Source organism: Flavitalea flava, from assembly GCF_054461575.1.
Map to the genome: position 1 here is coordinate 44,897 of NZ_JBTLQH010000037.1, position 18,632 is coordinate 63,528.

Below are 18,632 nucleotides of genomic sequence, written 5' to 3' on the forward strand. Positions count from 1 at the left end.
TACAAGAAAATTAGTAAAAACCGATGGGGGAATATGGCTCTGCTTTAGAATAAAACATATCCGGCTGCATCAACTGTTAATAGGATTGGACTGTTTGATTTACCCGGTACTTACCGGTAAAGAGGGGCGAAAGGTACGGAAACATTTTAAATTTCCACCCCTTTGCGTTTCAAATCTGCATATAAGTGCTGGATAAGACCGTCGGCCAGACCTATCTTGGGAACATAGATTTCCGGCGAGTTGGCCCAGCGCATTACATTTATATAAATCAACAGGGCAGGAACGATCACGTCCGCACGGTCTTCCCGTAAACGGTAAAGGCGCATCCGGTCCGGCAGGGTGAAGCTGGAGAATTCTTTGTAATAATCTTTCAACAGTTCAATAGGGAGTGATTTTCCTTCCTTTCGTTTGGAAATGGAAAATATCTTATTGATGTTACCACCTGAGCCGATAGCAATGATATTATTAAGATAGGGTCGGGTCTCTTTTTTAATAAAGTCCTTCATAACATCCCATTGGGCTTCTTCTACCTGTTTTTTTAATATCCGGATCGTACCGATATTAAAGGACGCGGAAAAAACCAGTTTATTTTCGGCAAAAAAGGTCAATTCGGTACTTCCGCCTCCAACATCTATGTACAGGTATGCGTGGTCTTTGTCAAGGTTCTCGGCTATGTGATTCTCATAAATCAGGGCGGCTTCGTTTCCACCTGAAATAACCTCAATGGAAATACCGGTTTCCTGTTTCACCTGGTCGATGATCTCCTGGGCATTTACCGCATCCCTCATCGCAGAAGTGGCGGTTGCTTTTAAATATTCGACTCCATAGGCTTCGATAAGATGTTTGTAAGCCTTGATCGTATGCAGGATCATACTTGTCTTTTCCGGGGAGATCTCTTTTTTTTCAAATACATCAAAACCCAGGCGCAAGGGAACCCTGACCAGGTTGATTTTATTGAACTCTGTTTTTCCATTATTGATCGATACATCCGTAATGAGCAGCCTTGCTGCGTTACTCCCAATATCAATGGCTGCCAGTCGCATTTTTCCGTTCTCCAGTTTATGAAGCCGACGCTACCGTATCACCCACCTCAGTTGCCATAGGCAATGGAACGGCTTCCTCTCCGCGCAGGGCTTTATTGTACAAATAATTATAAATATCTATCTGGGACCTGACCTTTTTCTCGGTTGGGTCTCTTTTATACTTGTTTAATAATTCATTGTCCAGCCAACGGGCTTTTACATTATCGGATAATTGGATCTCCAGGATCTTCTTTAATTCCTGGGTGATGGATTCATCCAGCACAGGACAGGTAACTTCCACCCGATGGTCTAAATTGCGTACCATCCAATCGGCCGAAGATATATAAACTTTTTCTTTACCCCCATTATGAAAAATAAAGACCCTGGCATGTTCCAGATATTCGTCGATGATACTGATCGCTTTTACCGGCCTGATGAATTTGCTGTTTTCTGAAAACATGCAAAAAATACCCCTGATGATCAGTTTAATTTCTACCCCTGCCCTGGCGGCATCGTACAATTTGTCGATCAATTCCTCATCGGAAACGGAATTCATTTTTAAGGTAATGGCTGCAGGCTTTTTTTCCCTGGCCAATTTTGTCTCGCGGCTGATCATTTTCATTAATTCTCTGCGCAGACCTGAAGGGCAAGGGATAAGGGTTTTACAAGCCTTCAATGGGGTGGGACCTTCCTTCCATTTTTCCAGATAGTTAAAGATCCTGTTGACATCGGCCATGATATGCCGGTTTGAGGTCAGCAGGCAATGATCCCCATAAACTTTAGCCGTCTTCTCGTTGAGATTTCCGGTGCTGACGAAGCCATAATGGATCGTGAAATTGTTGATCCGCTTCTTGATCAGGCAGATCTTGGCGTGGATCTTTAAGTTTGGGATCCCGATAAGCACTTTTACTCCTTCGTCCTCCAGCCGTTCTTTCCACTCTAAATTTGCCTCTTCATCAAAACGCGCTCTTAATTCAAGCATGACCGTAACATGTTTCCCATTCCTTACCGCATTTACCAGCGCATTTATAACCTTGGAATTGGTAGCCAGCCGGTAGCAGGTGATCTTGATCGTGGTAACATTCGGATCGATGGCGGCTTCGCGCAGCATATCGATAATGGGGTTAAAAGAATGATAAGGAAAATGAAGCATTACGTCCTGCTCCAGCACAACATCCGTCACCCGCGGTGTTTTTACCAATAAGGGATGCGTAAAAGGTTTTTTTCGTTGACCGATCTTATGGAAAACATCGGGGAAGTCCATAAAATGCCGGAAATTATGGATCCTGCCTCCGGGGATCAGGTTCCCTTTACGGGCGAGATTCAATCTTTTTATGATATATTCCAGCAAACCATTATCCATTTCCTTGTCATATACAAAACGGACAGGTTTACCCTTGCGTCTGTTCTTAAGTCCTTTTTCGATCTTTTGGATCAGTGTAGTGGAAATATCGTTATCGATGTCAATTTCTGCGTCCCGTGTCACTTTAAATACCCAGGATTCATAAGTGTCATATCCAAAATAAGCAAAAATATTCCGCAGGTTGTACCGGATAATATCTTCCAGCAGTATGATCGGATGTTCATCAAGAGCCGGTGCGGGGAGCAAAACAAAACGGCCTAAAACTTTACTCGGTACTTCGATCAGGGCATATTTCCTTTTCATGCTGCCATCCTTACGGGATAGAACCACGCCCAGGTAAATTGATTTATCCCGCAAAAATGGGAATTGGGGAATACTTTCGACCATTAAAGGAATGATATTGGAGCGTATTTCCTCCTCGAAATAAGTTTGTATGAATTGCTGCTGGTTCTTATCCAGACCTGTTTCCGTGATTAAAAAGATCTTTTCCTTTTCCAGTTCTTTGCGGATACTTTCCCAGATTGTATCAAATTCTTTACCCTGCTCCAAAACGATGGAGTTAATGTCATTCAGAATTTTTTCCGGGGATATTTCCAGGTGCATATTCATTTTGGATTTGCCACTATACTCACTCATACGTTTCAGCGTGGCAACCCGCACGCGAAAGAACTCATCCATATTATTGGAAAAAATCCCCAGGAAACGTATCCTTTCTCTTAGGGGCACGGTAGGATCCGCGGCTTCCTGAAGTACTCTTCCATTAAAGGAAAGCCAACTGATATCTCTGGCAATGGTTTTTCTTCTCATTTGTTCGCCTGTTTGTTTGTCCTTGTGCTGATGTTTATGCCCGCTATGCAATTGATCTGCCATATAATTCCCTCTTTTACGCAAAGTAGAGAATGAAAAAGAACGGTAAATTAAATAATTATTAAATACGGTGGCCTGTTTACTTCATTGGAGCCGCAGGTAGCGGCTCGACCGTAGCCGAAAGGCTACGAACGAGTTCGTAACTGTGTTCCGAACGAAGTTCACAGACATTAGCCGTTTGTTTGACAACCGAGCAAAGCGAAGGTTGCGAACAAGTCCTTGCCAGCGGCAAGGGCGAAGTTCTGCTATATTTTCAAATGCCCTTTTCAAAACATACTCCTGTCATCGGAAACGGTCTGTTTGTCAAAAAAAGTATAATGGGCGGAAAGGAAAGTATAGGTTTGATAAAAACCTGTTAATATGGAAAAAAAGCATATCGGGGGTATCCTTTGCGTCCTGCTGATGACGGCCAATTTTTTACCTGACCAATTGCCGGGGCAATCTCTGAAGCCTCCGGCAGACAAGAATAAACCGGACTCCGATAAAGGATGGGCCTTTTACGGCGGTGATGCGGGAGGATCCCGTTATGTTTCCCTGGACCAGATCAATACCAAAAATGTTAAACGGCTTAAGGTGGCCTGGATTTACCGGACCGGAGAGTTAAAAACGTATGAAGGTACCGAAACGATTAAAAAAGCTGCTTTCGAAGCCACCCCGATCCTTATCCATCGTGTTCTTTATTTTAGTACCCCCACCTGCCGGGTTATTGCTTTGGACGGGGTCACCGGTAAGGAGAAATGGATGTTCGATCCTGAGGTCAATCTTCATAGAGGTTATTCTGAAATCGCTTCCAGGGGGGTATCTGCCTGGCCCGCACCCGGCCTGACAGATCCGGATCCTACTCCTCAACGGATCTTTGTTGCCACGATCGATGGCCGGTTGATTGCGCTTGATGCGACTACCGGCCATCCTATTCCTTCGTTCGGAAAGGACGGCACGGTAGATTTGCGGGAAGGATTGGGTGAGGATATCGCAGAAACTTCCCCTCCCGCAATTATCGGGGATAAACTGGTTATAGGATCTTCGATGGGCGATAACCAGCGTTTGGATTATCCTCCCGGAACGGTAAGGGCTTATGATGTGGTGACGGGCAGTCAAAGCTGGAGTTGGGATCCCAATCCCAGGGACCCCCGTGACCCTGCCTGGCAAACCTGGATTGGACCCAAGGCACACCGGAGCGGCGGCGCCAATGCCTGGTCCCTGATTTCAGCCGATGTACAAAGAGACCTGGTTTTTATCCCGACAACCTGTCCAAGTCCGGATTATTATGGCGGAGAAAGACTTGGGCAGAACCGGTATGCAAATTCGCTGGTTGCGGTAAGGGCATCGACGGGAAAAATGATATGGCAATTCCAGGTGGTACATCACGATCTGTGGGATTATGATATTGCGGCTCAACCGATGCTGATCGAAATAAGCAGGAATGGCAAACGGATTCCGGCCGTAGCCGTAGGAACAAAGATGGGGCATGTATTTATCCTGAACCGGGAGACCGGTGAATCTTTATTTCCAATTGAAGAGCGTCCCGTACCGGTTTCCACGGTTGCCGGAGAAGAAGCCTGGGCTACACAGCCTTTCCCTGTCCTTCCGGCTCCTTTGGGGCTGCAAAAGGTTAATAAAGACGATGCCTGGGGCCTGACAGCCAAGGATAAAGAGGAGGCTGTGCAAAGGATCGCCTTATTCAAAAATAATGGCATTTTCACGCCCCCGAGCTATGAAGGAAGCATAATGGCACCTGGCAATGCAGGGGGCATTCATTGGGGTGGGATGTGTTACGATCCTGAAAACGAGCTGCTTATTACGAATATTAACAGATTGGCTGCGATAATCCGGATGGTTCCCCGGGCAAAAATTGTCGATTTGGAAAAGGAAGGCTCAACCCTGATGAGGGCGGAAACCGGATGGCAATCAGGAACTCCTTATGTTATGAAAAGGGATTATCTGTTCAAAGCGGTCAAAGAAGGGGTAATGATGCAAACAAAACCTCCTTGGGGCACCTTATTGGCCATTGATTTGCATACGGGACAAAAAAAATGGGAGGTTCCTTTAGGTTATATGATGGACCCGAAATTGATTCCCGGAGCCAAAAAATGGGGATCCCTTAACTTCGGGGGAGCCATCGTAACCAAGGGTAACCTGGTTTTTGTAGCAGCGAGCCTGGACGGCCATTTAAGGGCCTTTGACAGTCGTACCGGAGGGGTGCTTTGGGAATTCCTGCTTCCGGCAGGAGGGCAGGCTACTCCCATGAGTTACCGGATCGATGGCAAACAATATATTGTTATTGCCGCAGGTGGTCATGGTAAGTTAGGGACCAAACAAGGGGATTATGTTATGGCTTTCACGCTACCTTGATGGCTGCCAGGATCGGAATACCGGAAACCGGGATCGGGTTAAAGGAATTGCCGGTAATGCTTAAATTTGTAGCTAAATTAAAAAACCTGAGCATGGGTAAGCTGGTTAAACCCTTTTCCGGAAGCTTCTATGAGGAGTTGGAAATGCTTGTTTTAAGTAAAAAATCCTGCGAAATTATATTTTATAGTGAAAATGGAGGCAGAACGGTGATCAGGGACAAAATTGCCGGCTTGTACGCCGATGGGGATAAGGAAACCCTCAAGACCGGCTCCGGGTTGATAATCGGGCTGGAAAAACTAGTTCAGGTTGACGGAATGATACCATCCAACTATTGTTAATCCACCTATGTTGATAACTCGTTTAAAAAAAGACTATTTCTTTTTGATAATTGAATAGATTTAACGACCTTTGCGGTCCTAAATTTTGTGTTATGGCAAGAGTATGTCAGATTACAGGCAAGTCGCCAGTTTCCGGAAACAGCGTATCGCATTCAAATATAAAGACTAAGCGCAGGTTTCTGCCCAATTTACAAACCAAGCGTTTTTTCCTGGCTGAAGAAGACAAGTGGATTACACTGAAAGTTTCTTCGGAAGGACGTCGTACGATCAATAAGAATGGTCTGTATAGTGTGGTTAAACAATTAAGAGCAGACGGAGTTAAGATTTAAATTATTATTATAAACCTTCCAGATTATGGCAAAGAAAGGCAGCAGGGTTCAGGTGATAATGGAATGTACCGAGCATAAGAACAGTGGTAAACCCGGTACCAGTCGTTATATCACTACCAAGAACAAAAAAAATACTCCAGAGCGCCTGGAGCTGAAAAAATTCAACCCCATTTTAAAGAAAGTAACTGTTCATAAAGAAATTAAATAATCATGGCAAAAGCTGCAAAAACCGCGATAAAAAAAGATGCTAAGGCTGCTTCGGAAGCGAAGAGCTGGACTAAAGTCATTCGTGCGGTACGGAGTCCTAAAACAGGAGCCTATACTTTTAAAGAGGCAATTGTTCATAAGGACAAGATCAAAGATTTTTTAGCTCAGAAATAATTTCCCCGCTTTTTAATAGCAACCTCCTTTGGAGTTGAGATAAGGAATAGAAATTAGAAAAGGAATTGAAACACGGGTTAGTAAGATTATAAAAGCTGTCTCAGTAATTGAGGCAGCTTTTTGTCATTACTCCAGGCTTAAAATGGGGCAGGTTTCTATAAACTAATAAGTAACAGCATTGTTGGTTTAATATAGTTATAAAATTAAAATAAGTCCTCCGTAAGGGGGCACGGGAGTATGGGATTCTTAAATAAACTCTTCGGAAAAAAGGAAAAAGAAAGTTTAGACCAGGGTTTGCAAAAAACCAAGGACGGATTTCTTTCCCGTATAACCAAGGCCATTGCCGGTAAAAGCAACGTGGATGAGGAAGTGCTGGATAACCTGGAAGATGCCCTGGTAAGCGCTGATGTAGGCATTGATACTACGATTCAGATCATCAAACAGATCGAAAAGAGGGTGTCACGGGACAAATATATCAGTACCGGAGACCTGAACAATATATTACAGGAGGAGATCGAAGCCATTTTGGTTGACGCACCGGAACAATCTTATCGGGATTTCAGCACACCATCGGGGCATAAGCCGCATGTGATCCTGGTTGTAGGTGTGAATGGAGTTGGTAAAACCACTACCATCGGCAAGCTGGCCTATAACTTTAAAAAAGCAGGAAAATCTGTCCTTCTCGGGGCCGCAGATACCTTCCGGGCTGCAGCGGTAGAACAATTAACCATCTGGAGCGAGCGGGTAGGAGTTCCCATCGTAAAACAGGGTATGGGCGCGGATCCGGGTGCCGTAGCTTTTGATACCGTCCAAAGCGGTGTCGCTAAAGGTGCAGACGTCATTATCATTGATACCGCCGGCCGCCTTCATAATAAGGCTTATTTAATGGAAGAATTAAGCAAGATAAGTCGGGTGATAAAAAAAATAATGCCGGATGCACCCCATGAAGTATTATTGGTATTGGATGGATCTACCGGTCAAAATGCGTTGGAGCAGGCCCGTCAGTTCACGGCGGCTACCGAAGTAACAGCCTTAGCCATTACTAAGTTGGATGGTACGGCAAAAGGTGGCGTTGTACTCGCGATTGCCCATCAATTCAGGATCCCCGTAAAATTTATTGGAGTTGGCGAAAAAATGGAGGACCTGTTGGTTTTCGATAAACATGAATTCGTGGATAGCCTTTTTAGTCTGGAGAAAAAATAAGATCATCCAAAGGAATGAATAAAAGCAGGATACTGCCAGGTATATACTTATTACGATCTAAAATATACGCATAAAAAAAGCCGTCCCGGAATTGTCCCGGACGGCTTTTTTGCAATGGAAAAACTATTGATTAGAAGGTATATTTTACACCTAATCCACCCCAGACATCAAAATAGGCATGATTCACCAATTCAATATAGGGTTGAATATCCAGGCTTAAAGCGATTGGCGCGCCGCTGATTTTATAATCAAGACCTAATACTCCATCGACTCCAAAGGAAACACCGCCATCTTTATAGTAGTAATCGTTATGTGACCAATTTCCGTTATAGAAACCAATATGGGCGCCCGGACCAACATACCATTTCAAACCGGGGGCGCCATTGATATCGCCGTGTATTTCGTATAATCCTGTAAGGCGGAAACCATGGTCCCAGAAATTAACCAGACCTTCCAAGGCCCGGTTTTCCTGGGTAAAATGTTTGATACTAAGGGCCCCAGGCCAGAATTTTACCCCAATCGCGGTTTCATAACTACTACCCATGGATTGTGCGGATAATTTGCCGGCACCTGCTAAAACAATAACAGAAAATAAAATCAAGACCTTTCTCATAATTATTCTACGTTTTATGCCACAAATATCGAAAAACTGTGCCAGATTTAAAAGCAAAGGGTATTAGTAATTGCTGTTAATCAATTATAAATGTAATTAATTCTTTATTTTATCCGAAGAGATAAAAAGACAGAAATACCCTAGAATGCTGGCCAAAAGGGATGCCGCAAAAATGGCAATTTTGGAGTTTTGAATAATTGTTTCGTTTTCAAAGGCAAGATTGGTAATGAAAATGGACATAGTGAAACCTATGCCTGCCAATAATCCCAAACCCAAAATGTGCCGCCAGGTCATTCCATCCGGGAGTTTGCAAATCCCGGAACGTATAGCCAGGAAGCAGCATAGTAGAATGCCTATAGGTTTCCCAATCACCAGGCCTGCCAGGATCCCAAGACTATTGTGGCTAATCAAGGTCGAAGGCCAATTTCCGGAAAGCAGAATCCCGGTATTAGCCAGGGCAAAGAGGGGGAGAATAAAAAAGGCCACAGGCAAGTGGAGCCAATGCTGCAATTTTTCGGAAGGATTGACGGGAGAGACGACAGCAATCGGGGAGGATTTAGGAAAAGGAATGGCAAAAGCTAATAAAACTCCACTTAAGGTCGCGTGTATTCCGGACTGGAGCATACAATACCACATAATGATCCCTGGCAGAAGATAGAATATTAAACTTCTGACTTTCAGGCGGTTAAGTAAAAGCAGACCTCCGAAAATTCCCAATGAGGCGACCAACCATATCAAAGAAAGGGTTTTAGTATAAAAAATGGCTATCACTAAAATAGCACCCAGGTCATCCATGATGGCGAGTGCGGTGAGAAATATTTTAACAGCAACGGGAACTTTTTTACCCAGTAAGGAAAGTATTCCCAGGGCAAAAGCGATGTCTGTTGCCATGGGAATTCCCAAACCAGGCTGTTCAGGAGTACCATGGTTGAGCATAAAATGAAAACCGGCAGGGATCATCATTCCGCCAAAAGCGGCAATCAACGGCAATAAGGCCTTTTTAAAATCGGCTAATTCTCCGATATAGAGCTCTCTTTCGATTTCCAGGCCAACCAGCAGAAAGAAAATGGCCATCAGGCCGTCATTAACCCAGTACTCGACGGAATGATCGAGATGTACAGGTCCGAAAGACAGGTCCAGCCCACTGTGCCAGAAATGCAGATAGCCGGGACCGGCGCCGGAGTTGGAAATGAGGAGGGATAATACGGTACACCCAATAAGGATCAGCCCTCCGCTTTTTTCGCTTTCAACAAATTCTCTGAATAATTTTGTCAGTGCCGTGCTAGCCATATGTTCAAATTTAGCAAGATTGCCCTAATAGTTGCTACCTTTGCCCCCTTATTAAAGGAAAAGGATGAAAGTAAGAACATTAAAAAAAGATAAGGTCAATATTATTACCCTGGGGTGCAGTAAAAATATGGTGGACAGTGAAGTGCTGAGCGGTCAGCTTAGGGCCAACGATATAGATGTAGTGCACGAGAACAAAAAAAAGGATCATAATATCGTGGTCGTAAATACCTGCGGGTTTATAGATAAGGCCAAAGAGGAATCGGTCAATACGATCCTGGATCAAGTTGCCCTTAAAAAAAGCGGCAGATTGGATAAGGTATATGTGACAGGTTGTTTGAGCCATCGTTACCGGGAAGATCTGGAAAAAGAGATTCCTGAGGTGGATGCCTGGTTCGGAACCATGGAACTGCCCCTGATGCTGAAGCAGTTTGAAGCGGATTATAAGGCCGAGCTGCTTGGCGAGCGTCTGCTCGCGACTCCCAGACATTATGCCTATCTGAAAATATCTGAAGGGTGTAACAGGACCTGTGCATTTTGTGCTATTCCTTTAATGCGGGGGACCCATGTAAGCCGGCCCATGGATGAGCTGGTAAAAGAAGCGGAAAGCCTCGTACGAAGGGGAGTTAAGGAAATATTACTGATCGCTCAGGAACTGACCTATTATGGTTTGGATATCTATAAAAAAAGAATGCTGCCGGACCTTCTGCACCGTTTAGCGGATGTAAAGGGGCTGGAATGGATCCGTCTACACTACGCATACCCGTCAAAATTCCCCCTGGAAATCTTAGATGTAATGAGGGAACGGGAAAATATTTGTAATTATCTGGATATGCCTTTGCAACATGCAAGTGACAACATGTTGAAAGCCATGCGCAGACAGATTACCAGGGCTGAGATGACCGATCTGATCCATGCCGTCCGGGAAAAGGTTCCGGGGATCTGTCTTCGGACGACACTGATTGCGGGATTTCCGGGAGAAACTTTAGATGATGTAGAAGAATTGAAGAGCTTTTTACAAGAACAGCGTTTTGACAGAGTAGGAATCTTCTCTTATTCTCACGAAGAGGGTACCTCTGCCCATGAGCTGGCTGATTCGATCCCCGCAGAAGAAAAACAAAGAAGGGCTGAGGAAATCATGGAAGTGCAGCAGGAAATTTCCCTGGAAAAGAACCAGGAGAAATTGGGCCAGGTATTTAAAACCCTAATCGATAAGAAAGAAGCCGGCAGGTATCTGGGCCGGACGGAATTTGATTCGGTGGAGGTAGATAATGAGGTAATCATTCACAGTGATGATAAATTAGCTATAGGAGAATTTGTGAGCGTGAAAATAACCAAGGCCTATGATTACGACCTGGAAGGAGAGGTTGTTGGTTAAAATCCGCAAAGAACAGATTAATTCCTAATGGCTGCCCGGCCGCGTAAACCAGTATTTTTGTTGAAATATTGAAACTATACTATGACCTTTCAAGATGAGAGCATTTCAGAAATTGATAAAGTGATGCAGGATGCCTGGGCTGCCTTTGGACAATTTCGCAAAACCAGTTTGCAACAACGTGCCGGATTAATGCGCACCATTGGAGCAGAGATCGAAGCGCTGGGAGATGAATTGATCCTGACAGCTATGGAAGAAACGCATTTGCCGGAAGCTCGTCTGAAGGGTGAAAGGGCAAGGACAATATTTCAACTGACCAGTTACGCAGCAGCCTGTGAGGCGGGTAACTGGCTGGAGGCGAGGATTGACGAGGCTGCTCCGGATAAGGGTGCTCCTGATATGCGCAAAATGCAGGTTCCTTTAGGACCTGTCGTAGTTTTTGGAGCCAGCAATTTTCCGTTTGCCTATTCTACGGCAGGAGGGGATACGGCATCTGCACTGGCTGCGGGGTGTCCGGTGATCGTTAAGGCACATCCGGCACATGCCCAAACCTCGGAATTGGTAGCAAAAGCTATTTTAAAAGCCGTAGATAAATGTGGAATGCCAAAAGGTGTTTTTGCCCATGTACATGGAGCCGGCTTCGATACAGGGAAAGCTCTGGTTACCCATGATTATACCCGGGCAGTCGGTTTTACAGGATCCTATGGAGGAGGGAAGGCTTTATTCGATTGGGCAAATCAACGCAAGGTTCCTATTCCGGTATTTGCGGAAATGGGCAGTATCAATCCTGTATTTCTTCTTCCTGGAAAGATGAAAGAGTCTGCAAAAGAAATTGCTTCGATGTACGCAGGTTCGATAACCCTGGATACGGGTCAGTTCTGCACCAACCCGGGAATTTTGATAGGTATCGATAATGATGATCTGGACCAGTTTGTAAAGGAGCTCGCCCTGGCGATTGAAAAATTAACACCTGGCACTATGCTCCATCCGGGTATTGCCAAAGCCTTCACCCAAAAAAGAAGGGAAGCTCTTGCCCAGGCGGAGGTAACTACCGTCGCCGTTGCTTCTGTTGCACCCAAAAAGGATCAGGGAGCGCCAACTATCGCTTCTGCAACGGCCAAAACATTTTTTGAAAACCCTCTTTTACATCAGGAGGTATTCGGCCCCTATTCCCTGGTGATCCGATGTGCAGATCAACAGGAAATGGTAAAGGTTGCCAGGCACCTTGAAGGGCAATTGACTACTACCCTGATGGCTACCGAAAAGGACATGCAGGATCATCAGGACCTGGTAGAAGCCGCAGAACAAATATGCGGAAGGTTCATCCTGAACGGAGTTCCTACAGGTGTCAGGGTTGCGCTTTCCATGCATCACGGAGGGCCCTTTCCGGCGACCACCGATAACCGTTTTACATCGGTCGGTGCAGACGGGATCAAACGATGGGTCCGGCCTGTTTGTTATCAGAACTGGGCTGATTCATTGCTGCCGGATGCCCTGAAAAATGCCAATCCCCTGAATATCTGGAGAACGGTTAATGATCAGTTGATACCTCCTTCAAAATAAATTTCATGTCCGAAAATAGTCCCATTACCATTCCTTATACCCTCCATAAAGAAATGGGAGGCCAGGTTTTTTTTTGTATAGATGCGCATACCTGTGGAAATCCCGTTAGGCTGGTGGCCGCCGGGGGACCTGTCCTGAGAGGGAATACTATGAGTGAGAAACGCCAGCATTTTTTGCAGGAATTTGACTGGATAAGAAAGGGACTCATGTTTGAACCCCGGGGGCATGACATGATGAGTGGAAGCATTCTTTATCCACCTCATGATAAACAAAATGATGTCGCTGTACTTTTTATTGAGACCAGCGGTTGTTTGCCCATGTGCGGCCATGGTACCATCGGCACCATCACTATCGCTCTGGAGGAAGGTTTGATCCAACCCAAAAAGCCTGGTTATGTGCGTATGGAAGCGCCCGCAGGTCTTGTCCTGATTGAATACAGGCAGGAGGGAAAAAAAATTAAATCCGTAAAATTGACGAATGTTCCTGCCTACCTGGCAGCCGAGAATATCGAGGTGGAATGCCCTGATCTTGGAGTTTTACGTGTCGATGTATCGTATGGAGGGAATTTTTATGCAATTGTCGACCTCCAGGAAAATTTCAAAGGACTGGAATATTATTCTGCAGATCAATTGATTAGCTGGAGTAGAGTAATGCGCAAAAGAATAAATGAAAAAAATAAGTTTATCCACCCTGAAAACCCAACCATACATACCTGTACCCATGTTCTGTGGACCGGTCAAACGCTGAGCCCGGAAGCTACTGCCCGGAATGCCGTTTTTTATGGAGATAAGGCCATAGATCGCTCTCCTTGTGGTACGGGGACTTCCGCCAGGATGGCGCAATGGTTTGCCAAAGGAAAACTAAAAGTAGGGGATGTTTTTGAACACGAGAGTATTATAGGGTCCCGGTTTACAGGTCGTGTGGAAAAAGCCACCTCGGTTGGCGAAAAACCTGCCATCATTCCGAGTGTGGAAGGATGGGCAAAAATTTATGGTTATAATACGATTTCCATCGATCCCGAAGACGACCCGTATGCTTATGGATTCCAGGTTCTATAGGATTTGAACAACCTGTTGTTTTTGGTGTTATAGGGGGTATCTTAAAAATGCCAGCTCAATATGCAAAAACTAATGGATATGCAAAAAGCACCGCTCACCGGTAGCATGTTTCGACCAGCGGTTAATTTAATTCACTTGTTATCATTAAATTTACCCATTGAAGGCGAATAAATCCGCTTCCTGGTCTTTTATGGATTGGATACCGACTCATTTATCATATAGACATACCGGCTATTTTTCCAGAATAATTACGGATTATCTTGATAGGGAACCTTCGCTGTCTCCTTTTTATGCGCATCCCGTCTCTCTGGAAGGCCTACGCTCCGCTATCGAAGAACGACGCCAATCTTCGGTAAACCGGAAAGCTCTGGTAACGGTTCTGAAAGAACAGTATAAAATGGTAGAGTCCTCCTCTTCCGTTCAGGTGCATATCGACAGCCTGCTGGAAGAAAGCACATTTACGGTCTGTACGGCCCATCAGCCTGCCATCTTTACCGGATCATTATATTTTATTTACAAGATCCTGCATACGATCCGTCTGGCAGAGTCCTTGTCCGCGGAGTTCCCTCCATTCAAATTTGTTCCGGTTTTTTATATGGGTAGTGAGGATGCCGATCTGGAGGAATTGGGTAAAATTTACCTTGACGGTGAAAAATTGGTTTGGGATACAAAACAAACGGGTGCAGTTGGGAGAATGAAACCGAAAGGCCTGGAAAAGATCCTGGACCGTATCGAAGGGGAATTTTCGGTACTGCCCTATGGGAACGAATTGATCGGTTTACTAAAGGAGTCCTATCTCGGTAGTCCTGATATTCAAACAGCCACCTTTCGCCTGCTTAACCGTTTGTTTGCGGATTATGGCCTGATCGTGCTAATTGCGGATTCCCCAACCCTTAAAAGAGAAATGATTCCCGTTTTCGAGGACGACCTTTTTTCTCAAAAACCATCCGAACTCGTTGCTCAAACTATCGGAGAGTTGTCCAAACAGTACAAGGTGCAGGCTAATCCCCGGCCAATCAATTTATTTTATCTCAAGGATGATTTGCGGGGTAGGATCGAGCGGATCGGAAATGAATTTAAGATACATGATTCTGAACTTAGCTTTGATGAAGCGCAGATCCGGGAAGAGTTAAAAAATTTTCCGGAACGGTTCAGTCCGAATGTGATCTTGCGGGGATTATACCAGGAAAAGATCCTGCCGAATATTGCCTTTATAGGTGGAGGGGGGGAAACAGCTTATTGGATGGAATTAAAGAACCTTTTTGCGTGGTATAAAGTACCTTTTCCGGTGTTAGTTCTGCGTAATTCTTTTTTGCTGGTGGAGAAGACCTGGGAAGATAAATTGGAAAGGATCGGATTAATACCTTCCGACCTTTTTAAGCCGGAAGAAGTATTGATGAATGAGTTGGTTAAAAGAGATTCACAACAACAATTGGGTCTAAAGGAGGAAATAACTCAAGCCGAAGACTTTTATGAAAAATTGAAGGGAATTGCAGGGTCTGTGGACCCAACATTGGCCCAGCATGTGGATGCTTTAAAAGCAAAGGCCCTGGAGCCCTTGCGTGCGTTGGAAAAAAAGCTGCTTAAGGCAGAAAAAAGAAAATTTGGTGATCATCAGCGACATATTCACCAGCTTAAAGCCGCATTATTCCCATTGAGCGGCCTGCAGGAGCGGATCGATAATTTTATGCCCTGGTATGCTTCCAGAGGCAAAGGATTTATTAAAGATCTTTACCGGCATTCTTTGACTCTTGAACAGGAATTTGTCATCCTTGCAGAGAAGATGGCCGTCCCGGTACTCGAAGGGCGCCTATAATGAATAAAAAAGATTCCTCATAAATACCGGACTTCCTTAATCCTTAATTGTTCATCGAGCGTGTATATTCTTGGTGTTCCGGTAGGGATATTTATCGCTGCAATGGCTTCCTCATTTATATTTTCCAGGTACATCATGAGCGCTCTTAAACTATTTCCATGAGCTACGATCAGGATATCTTCCCTCTTCTTTAACAAGGGCTCAATTTCTTTTTTATAATAAGGAATAACCCGGGAGGCAGTGTCGAGGAGGCTTTCTCCACCCGGAGGTCTGACCGAATAACTTCTTCTCCAGATGGCGACCTGAGCTTCTCCATACTGTTTGGATATCTCTCCTTTATCCAATCCCTGTAACCTACCATAGTTTCGTTCATTCAGGGCCTTGTCCCTGCTAAAGGGGAGATCGGTTTTCCCTGTTTCTTCCAAAATAAGGGCAAGGGTCTCTTCAGCCCGTTTCAAAATTGAGGTGAATGCATGGGTAAAAGGGATACCGGTCAGTTTTTTTCCAGCATTCCTGGCTTCATCCCTGCCTAAATTTGTGAGGTCGACATCAACCTCGCCAGTGAACCGGTTCTCCAGATTCCAGACAGATTGTCCATGACGCACGATAACCAGCAAAGGCATAGGTTAAGTTGATTTTGTTTGAAATTTTACTTACACTCCGGAAAACAAATTTACAAAAACCTTATTCTTTATTCTTTTTTTTGAAAAAACCTCTTAACAAAAAATTATGTTGAATGGCTTCCAGATCATCTGCCAATTCTTTACTGCTTAACCGGAGATTTTTAATTGTGCGCTGAAGATCGGCAGACACTTCTTCATCATGCAATAATAAGCCCAAAGGTGTATTCTTATTATTTAATCCATCACCTGCCTCTTTTATACTTTGGGAAAAATCAACGGCGGAGGAGGCAGCCTCTTTAAGTTTGTTCACGGTTCCTTTCAGATCGTGAAAAATGGTGGTATCCGTGATTAATTCATTTGCTAATACGCCCTCTTTATGCAGACCTGAGGTAAAATTTTCAAGATTGGTGATCACTTTATTACTGTTTAAGGCTGCCATTTTAAGATCTCCGATGGAAGAACGAAGATTATTGGCTATAGAAGGATCATTAATCAATTGTCCCAATGTACCCTGTCCGCTAGTCAGTTTCTTACTTATTGTCTTCAGGTTGCCCGTAATTTCAAGAAGGTTCACATTATTCGCCTGAAGGGTAGATATCATATCCATACTGCTGGCCAGATGTTCGGTTTGCAATTGGTCGTTTTCCATTACCATGGGCGCTTCTGCAGTACCTCCATAAATAATCACGATCTTATTTCCTACCAGCCCGTCCGTACTGATCTTTACTTTTGCATTCTTATGAATATGGGCTTGAGCTTGTTTTTCAATATGGATGTCAATTTCCACCTGAGAGGATCCGTAAAAAGCCACCTTTTTTACCGTGCCGATTTTCATACCGGACAACCAGACATTATTCCCATTCTGTAATCCCTGGACGTCATCAAATATGGCTTTAAGGGAAATCGTCTTTACAAATGCCTTGCGCTGCCCTCCGATGGTAAAGACTCCGACCAGCAACAAAGCTAACCCGAGAGAAATGAAAATTCCTACCGCTACTGCTTTTCGATTGTTTGTTTCACTCATACTTCCGATATAAAATTGTAATTGTAAAAACCTTTGATGCGCGGATCCTCCGTCGCAAAAACTTCATCAAAGCTGCCTTGTCTCAGGAATTTTCCGTCCGTGAGCATAACGAGCCGGTCTCCTGTGGATTTGGCACAGGCCAGATCGTGCGTGATAATCACCGAACTGGTATTGTATTTTTCCTGCACTTCATTGATCAATTCATTGATCTCGATGCTGGTCAGCGGGTCCAATCCGGCTGTCGGTTCATCATACAACATAATCTCAGGTCTTAGGATCAGGGTACGCGCTATTCCGATCCGTTTTTTTTGCCCTCCGGATAACTCAGCGGGCATTTGATGTAAAGTTTGTGGTAATCCCACATCTTCCAGTACTTGTATTATATCCCTGTCGACTTCTTTGCTGCTCATTTGTCTTTTATTACGTATCAGCGGGAATTTGAGGTTATCCCGGACATTCATACTATCATATAAGGCACTGTTCTGGAACGAAAATCCAATCTTCGAACGCAGATCCTGCAATTCCCGGTTAGCCAACCGGTCAATTTCGTGATTTAAAACGTTTACAGAACCGCTATCCGGTTTTAATAAACCCGCAATGATCTTTATCAAAACGGATTTGCCGCTTCCCGAGCGGCCGAGTATCACTACATTTTCTCCCTTGCATACTTCCAGGTCAACACCACGTAGTACTTCCATGAAGCCAAACGATTTTTTAAGCCCTTTTATGGATATAACGACCCTTCCGCAATCGATACCCGGTTTCTTTTTCTTTTCGCTTTGACCAGGTTTACTATTTGTATTTGGTTGATCCGGTGTCATGTTTTATTTCTTCTTATTTGAAAAAATTTATGAGTTGGACGATGATCATCTCTTCGACAAAGATCAGGAACATAGACGCCACTACAGCGGTGTTGGCTGCACGGCCGACGCCAACCGTTCCCCGGTCTGCATTGTATCCGTTAAAACAACCGGCCACTCCGATGGTGAATCCGAATACTGCAGATTTGAATAAGAGCGTAAAAATATCCTGGAAAGTAATCTTCAGGAATGCTGCCTGAAAAAACGCCGTAAAGCTGGTCTGTTCATTGTGGTGCACATTAAGAAATGCTCCCAGCAAGCCTACAAAGGCCATATAGGTAGCCAGGACCGGAACGATAGAGGTTGTAGCGAGGATGCGGCTTACGACGAGGAATTTAAACGGGTTGGTAGAAGATACCTCCATGGCTTCGATCTGTTCGGTTACTTTCATGGAACCCAATTCTGCTCCAATATTGGATCCGACCTTTCCTGCTACGATCAGGGCAGTTACCAGCGGGGCAAGAGCACGGATAATGGCGATGGCCATAAGAGAAGGCAACCAGGAGGTCGCTCCGAACTCAGACAACGATGAACGGGACTGTTTGGTAAATACAAGAC

Annotated in this window: 18 protein-coding genes; 10 read left to right on the forward strand and 8 right to left on the reverse strand. The window is 44.6% G+C overall.

Features of this window, described 5'->3' with window-relative positions; translation table 11 throughout:
* Positions 1–146: 146 nt before the first annotated feature.
* The gene (locus ACX0G9_RS24450) at positions 147–1,043 is read right to left on the reverse strand and encodes a Ppx/GppA phosphatase family protein (protein ID WP_459067594.1); all 897 of its coding nucleotides are present in this window, start codon (positions 1,041–1,043) and stop codon (positions 147–149) included.
* Positions 1,044–1,059: 16 nt separating this feature from the next.
* Complete coding sequence (gene ppk1 / locus ACX0G9_RS24455) at positions 1,060–3,255, reverse strand: polyphosphate kinase 1 (RefSeq protein ID WP_459067595.1); 2,196 nt, start codon at positions 3,253–3,255, stop codon at positions 1,060–1,062.
* Positions 3,256–3,612: 357 nt separating this feature from the next.
* On the opposite strand from ppk1, the gene ACX0G9_RS24460 reads away from it, so the two are divergent.
* From ACX0G9_RS24460 to ftsY, 6 genes are all read left to right on the forward strand, one after another.
* Positions 3,613–5,604 (forward strand): pyrroloquinoline quinone-dependent dehydrogenase, encoded by a 1,992-nt coding sequence (locus ACX0G9_RS24460; protein WP_459067596.1) that lies wholly within the window; start codon positions 3,613–3,615, stop codon positions 5,602–5,604.
* Positions 5,604–5,942, forward strand: a complete 339-nt coding sequence (locus tag ACX0G9_RS24465) for a hypothetical protein (RefSeq protein ID WP_459067597.1) — start codon at positions 5,604–5,606, stop codon at positions 5,940–5,942. The genes ACX0G9_RS24460 and ACX0G9_RS24465 overlap by 1 nt, the downstream gene beginning before the upstream one ends.
* Before the next feature lie 92 nt (positions 5,943–6,034).
* Positions 6,035–6,271, forward strand: a complete 237-nt coding sequence (rpmB, locus tag ACX0G9_RS24470) for a 50S ribosomal protein L28 (protein ID WP_459067598.1) — start codon at positions 6,035–6,037, stop codon at positions 6,269–6,271.
* A gap of 25 nt (positions 6,272–6,296) precedes the next feature.
* Positions 6,297–6,479 (forward strand): 50S ribosomal protein L33, encoded by a 183-nt coding sequence (gene rpmG / locus ACX0G9_RS24475; protein ID WP_459067599.1) that lies wholly within the window; start codon positions 6,297–6,299, stop codon positions 6,477–6,479.
* A 2-nt stretch (positions 6,480–6,481) separates the two neighbouring features.
* The gene (locus ACX0G9_RS24480; RefSeq protein WP_459067600.1) at positions 6,482–6,652 is read left to right on the forward strand and encodes a DUF4295 domain-containing protein; all 171 of its coding nucleotides are present in this window, start codon (positions 6,482–6,484) and stop codon (positions 6,650–6,652) included.
* A 237-nt stretch (positions 6,653–6,889) separates the two neighbouring features.
* Positions 6,890–7,855 (forward strand): signal recognition particle-docking protein FtsY, encoded by a 966-nt coding sequence (gene ftsY / locus ACX0G9_RS24485; protein ID WP_459067601.1) that lies wholly within the window; start codon positions 6,890–6,892, stop codon positions 7,853–7,855.
* Positions 7,856–7,985: 130 nt separating this feature from the next.
* Here the strand turns inward: ftsY and ACX0G9_RS24490 are convergent, their stop codons facing one another.
* Positions 7,986–8,468, reverse strand: coding sequence for a hypothetical protein (locus ACX0G9_RS24490; RefSeq protein ID WP_459067602.1), 483 nt, complete (start codon positions 8,466–8,468; stop codon positions 7,986–7,988).
* A 96-nt stretch (positions 8,469–8,564) separates the two neighbouring features.
* Positions 8,565–9,758 carry a Na+/H+ antiporter NhaA gene (gene nhaA / locus ACX0G9_RS24495; protein ID WP_459067603.1) on the reverse strand — a complete coding sequence of 398 codons (1,194 nt, stop codon included), beginning with the start codon at positions 9,756–9,758 and terminating at the stop codon, positions 8,565–8,567.
* Between the two features lie 64 nt (positions 9,759–9,822).
* Between nhaA and rimO the strand changes: the two genes are divergently transcribed.
* The 4 genes from rimO (at position 9,823) to bshC (ending at position 15,567) form a co-directional block, all read left to right on the forward strand.
* The gene (gene rimO / locus ACX0G9_RS24500) at positions 9,823–11,133 is read left to right on the forward strand and encodes a 30S ribosomal protein S12 methylthiotransferase RimO (RefSeq protein WP_459067604.1); all 1,311 of its coding nucleotides are present in this window, start codon (positions 9,823–9,825) and stop codon (positions 11,131–11,133) included.
* An 81-nt stretch (positions 11,134–11,214) separates the two neighbouring features.
* On the forward strand, positions 11,215–12,693 hold the full coding sequence (locus ACX0G9_RS24505) for an aldehyde dehydrogenase (NADP(+)) (RefSeq protein WP_459067605.1): 1,479 nt from the start codon (positions 11,215–11,217) through the stop codon (positions 12,691–12,693).
* A gap of 5 nt (positions 12,694–12,698) precedes the next feature.
* Complete coding sequence (locus tag ACX0G9_RS24510; RefSeq protein ID WP_459067606.1) at positions 12,699–13,751, forward strand: 4-hydroxyproline epimerase; 1,053 nt, start codon at positions 12,699–12,701, stop codon at positions 13,749–13,751.
* 157 nt (positions 13,752–13,908) lie between these two features.
* Entirely contained in the window at positions 13,909–15,567 is a 1,659-nt protein-coding gene (bshC, locus tag ACX0G9_RS24515) for a bacillithiol biosynthesis cysteine-adding enzyme BshC (protein ID WP_459067607.1), read from the forward strand.
* A 17-nt stretch (positions 15,568–15,584) separates the two neighbouring features.
* Here bshC and ACX0G9_RS24520 read toward each other — a convergent pair whose 3' ends face one another.
* The 4 genes from ACX0G9_RS24520 to ACX0G9_RS24535 all read right to left on the reverse strand — a co-directional run.
* Positions 15,585–16,190: a 2,3-bisphosphoglycerate-dependent phosphoglycerate mutase gene (locus tag ACX0G9_RS24520; RefSeq protein WP_459067608.1), complete on the reverse strand. Its 606-nt coding sequence runs from the start codon at positions 16,188–16,190 to the stop codon at positions 15,585–15,587.
* 61 nt (positions 16,191–16,251) lie between these two features.
* Positions 16,252–17,214, reverse strand: a complete 963-nt coding sequence (locus ACX0G9_RS24525; protein WP_459067609.1) for an MlaD family protein — start codon at positions 17,212–17,214, stop codon at positions 16,252–16,254.
* The gene (locus ACX0G9_RS24530; protein WP_459067610.1) at positions 17,211–18,035 is read right to left on the reverse strand and encodes an ABC transporter ATP-binding protein; all 825 of its coding nucleotides are present in this window, start codon (positions 18,033–18,035) and stop codon (positions 17,211–17,213) included. Before ACX0G9_RS24530 ends, ACX0G9_RS24525 begins: the two co-directional genes overlap by 4 nt.
* Positions 18,036–18,048: 13 nt before the next feature.
* Positions 18,049–18,632: MlaE family ABC transporter permease (locus tag ACX0G9_RS24535; RefSeq protein WP_459067611.1), on the reverse strand; the 584-nt coding region annotated here is incomplete at its 5' end.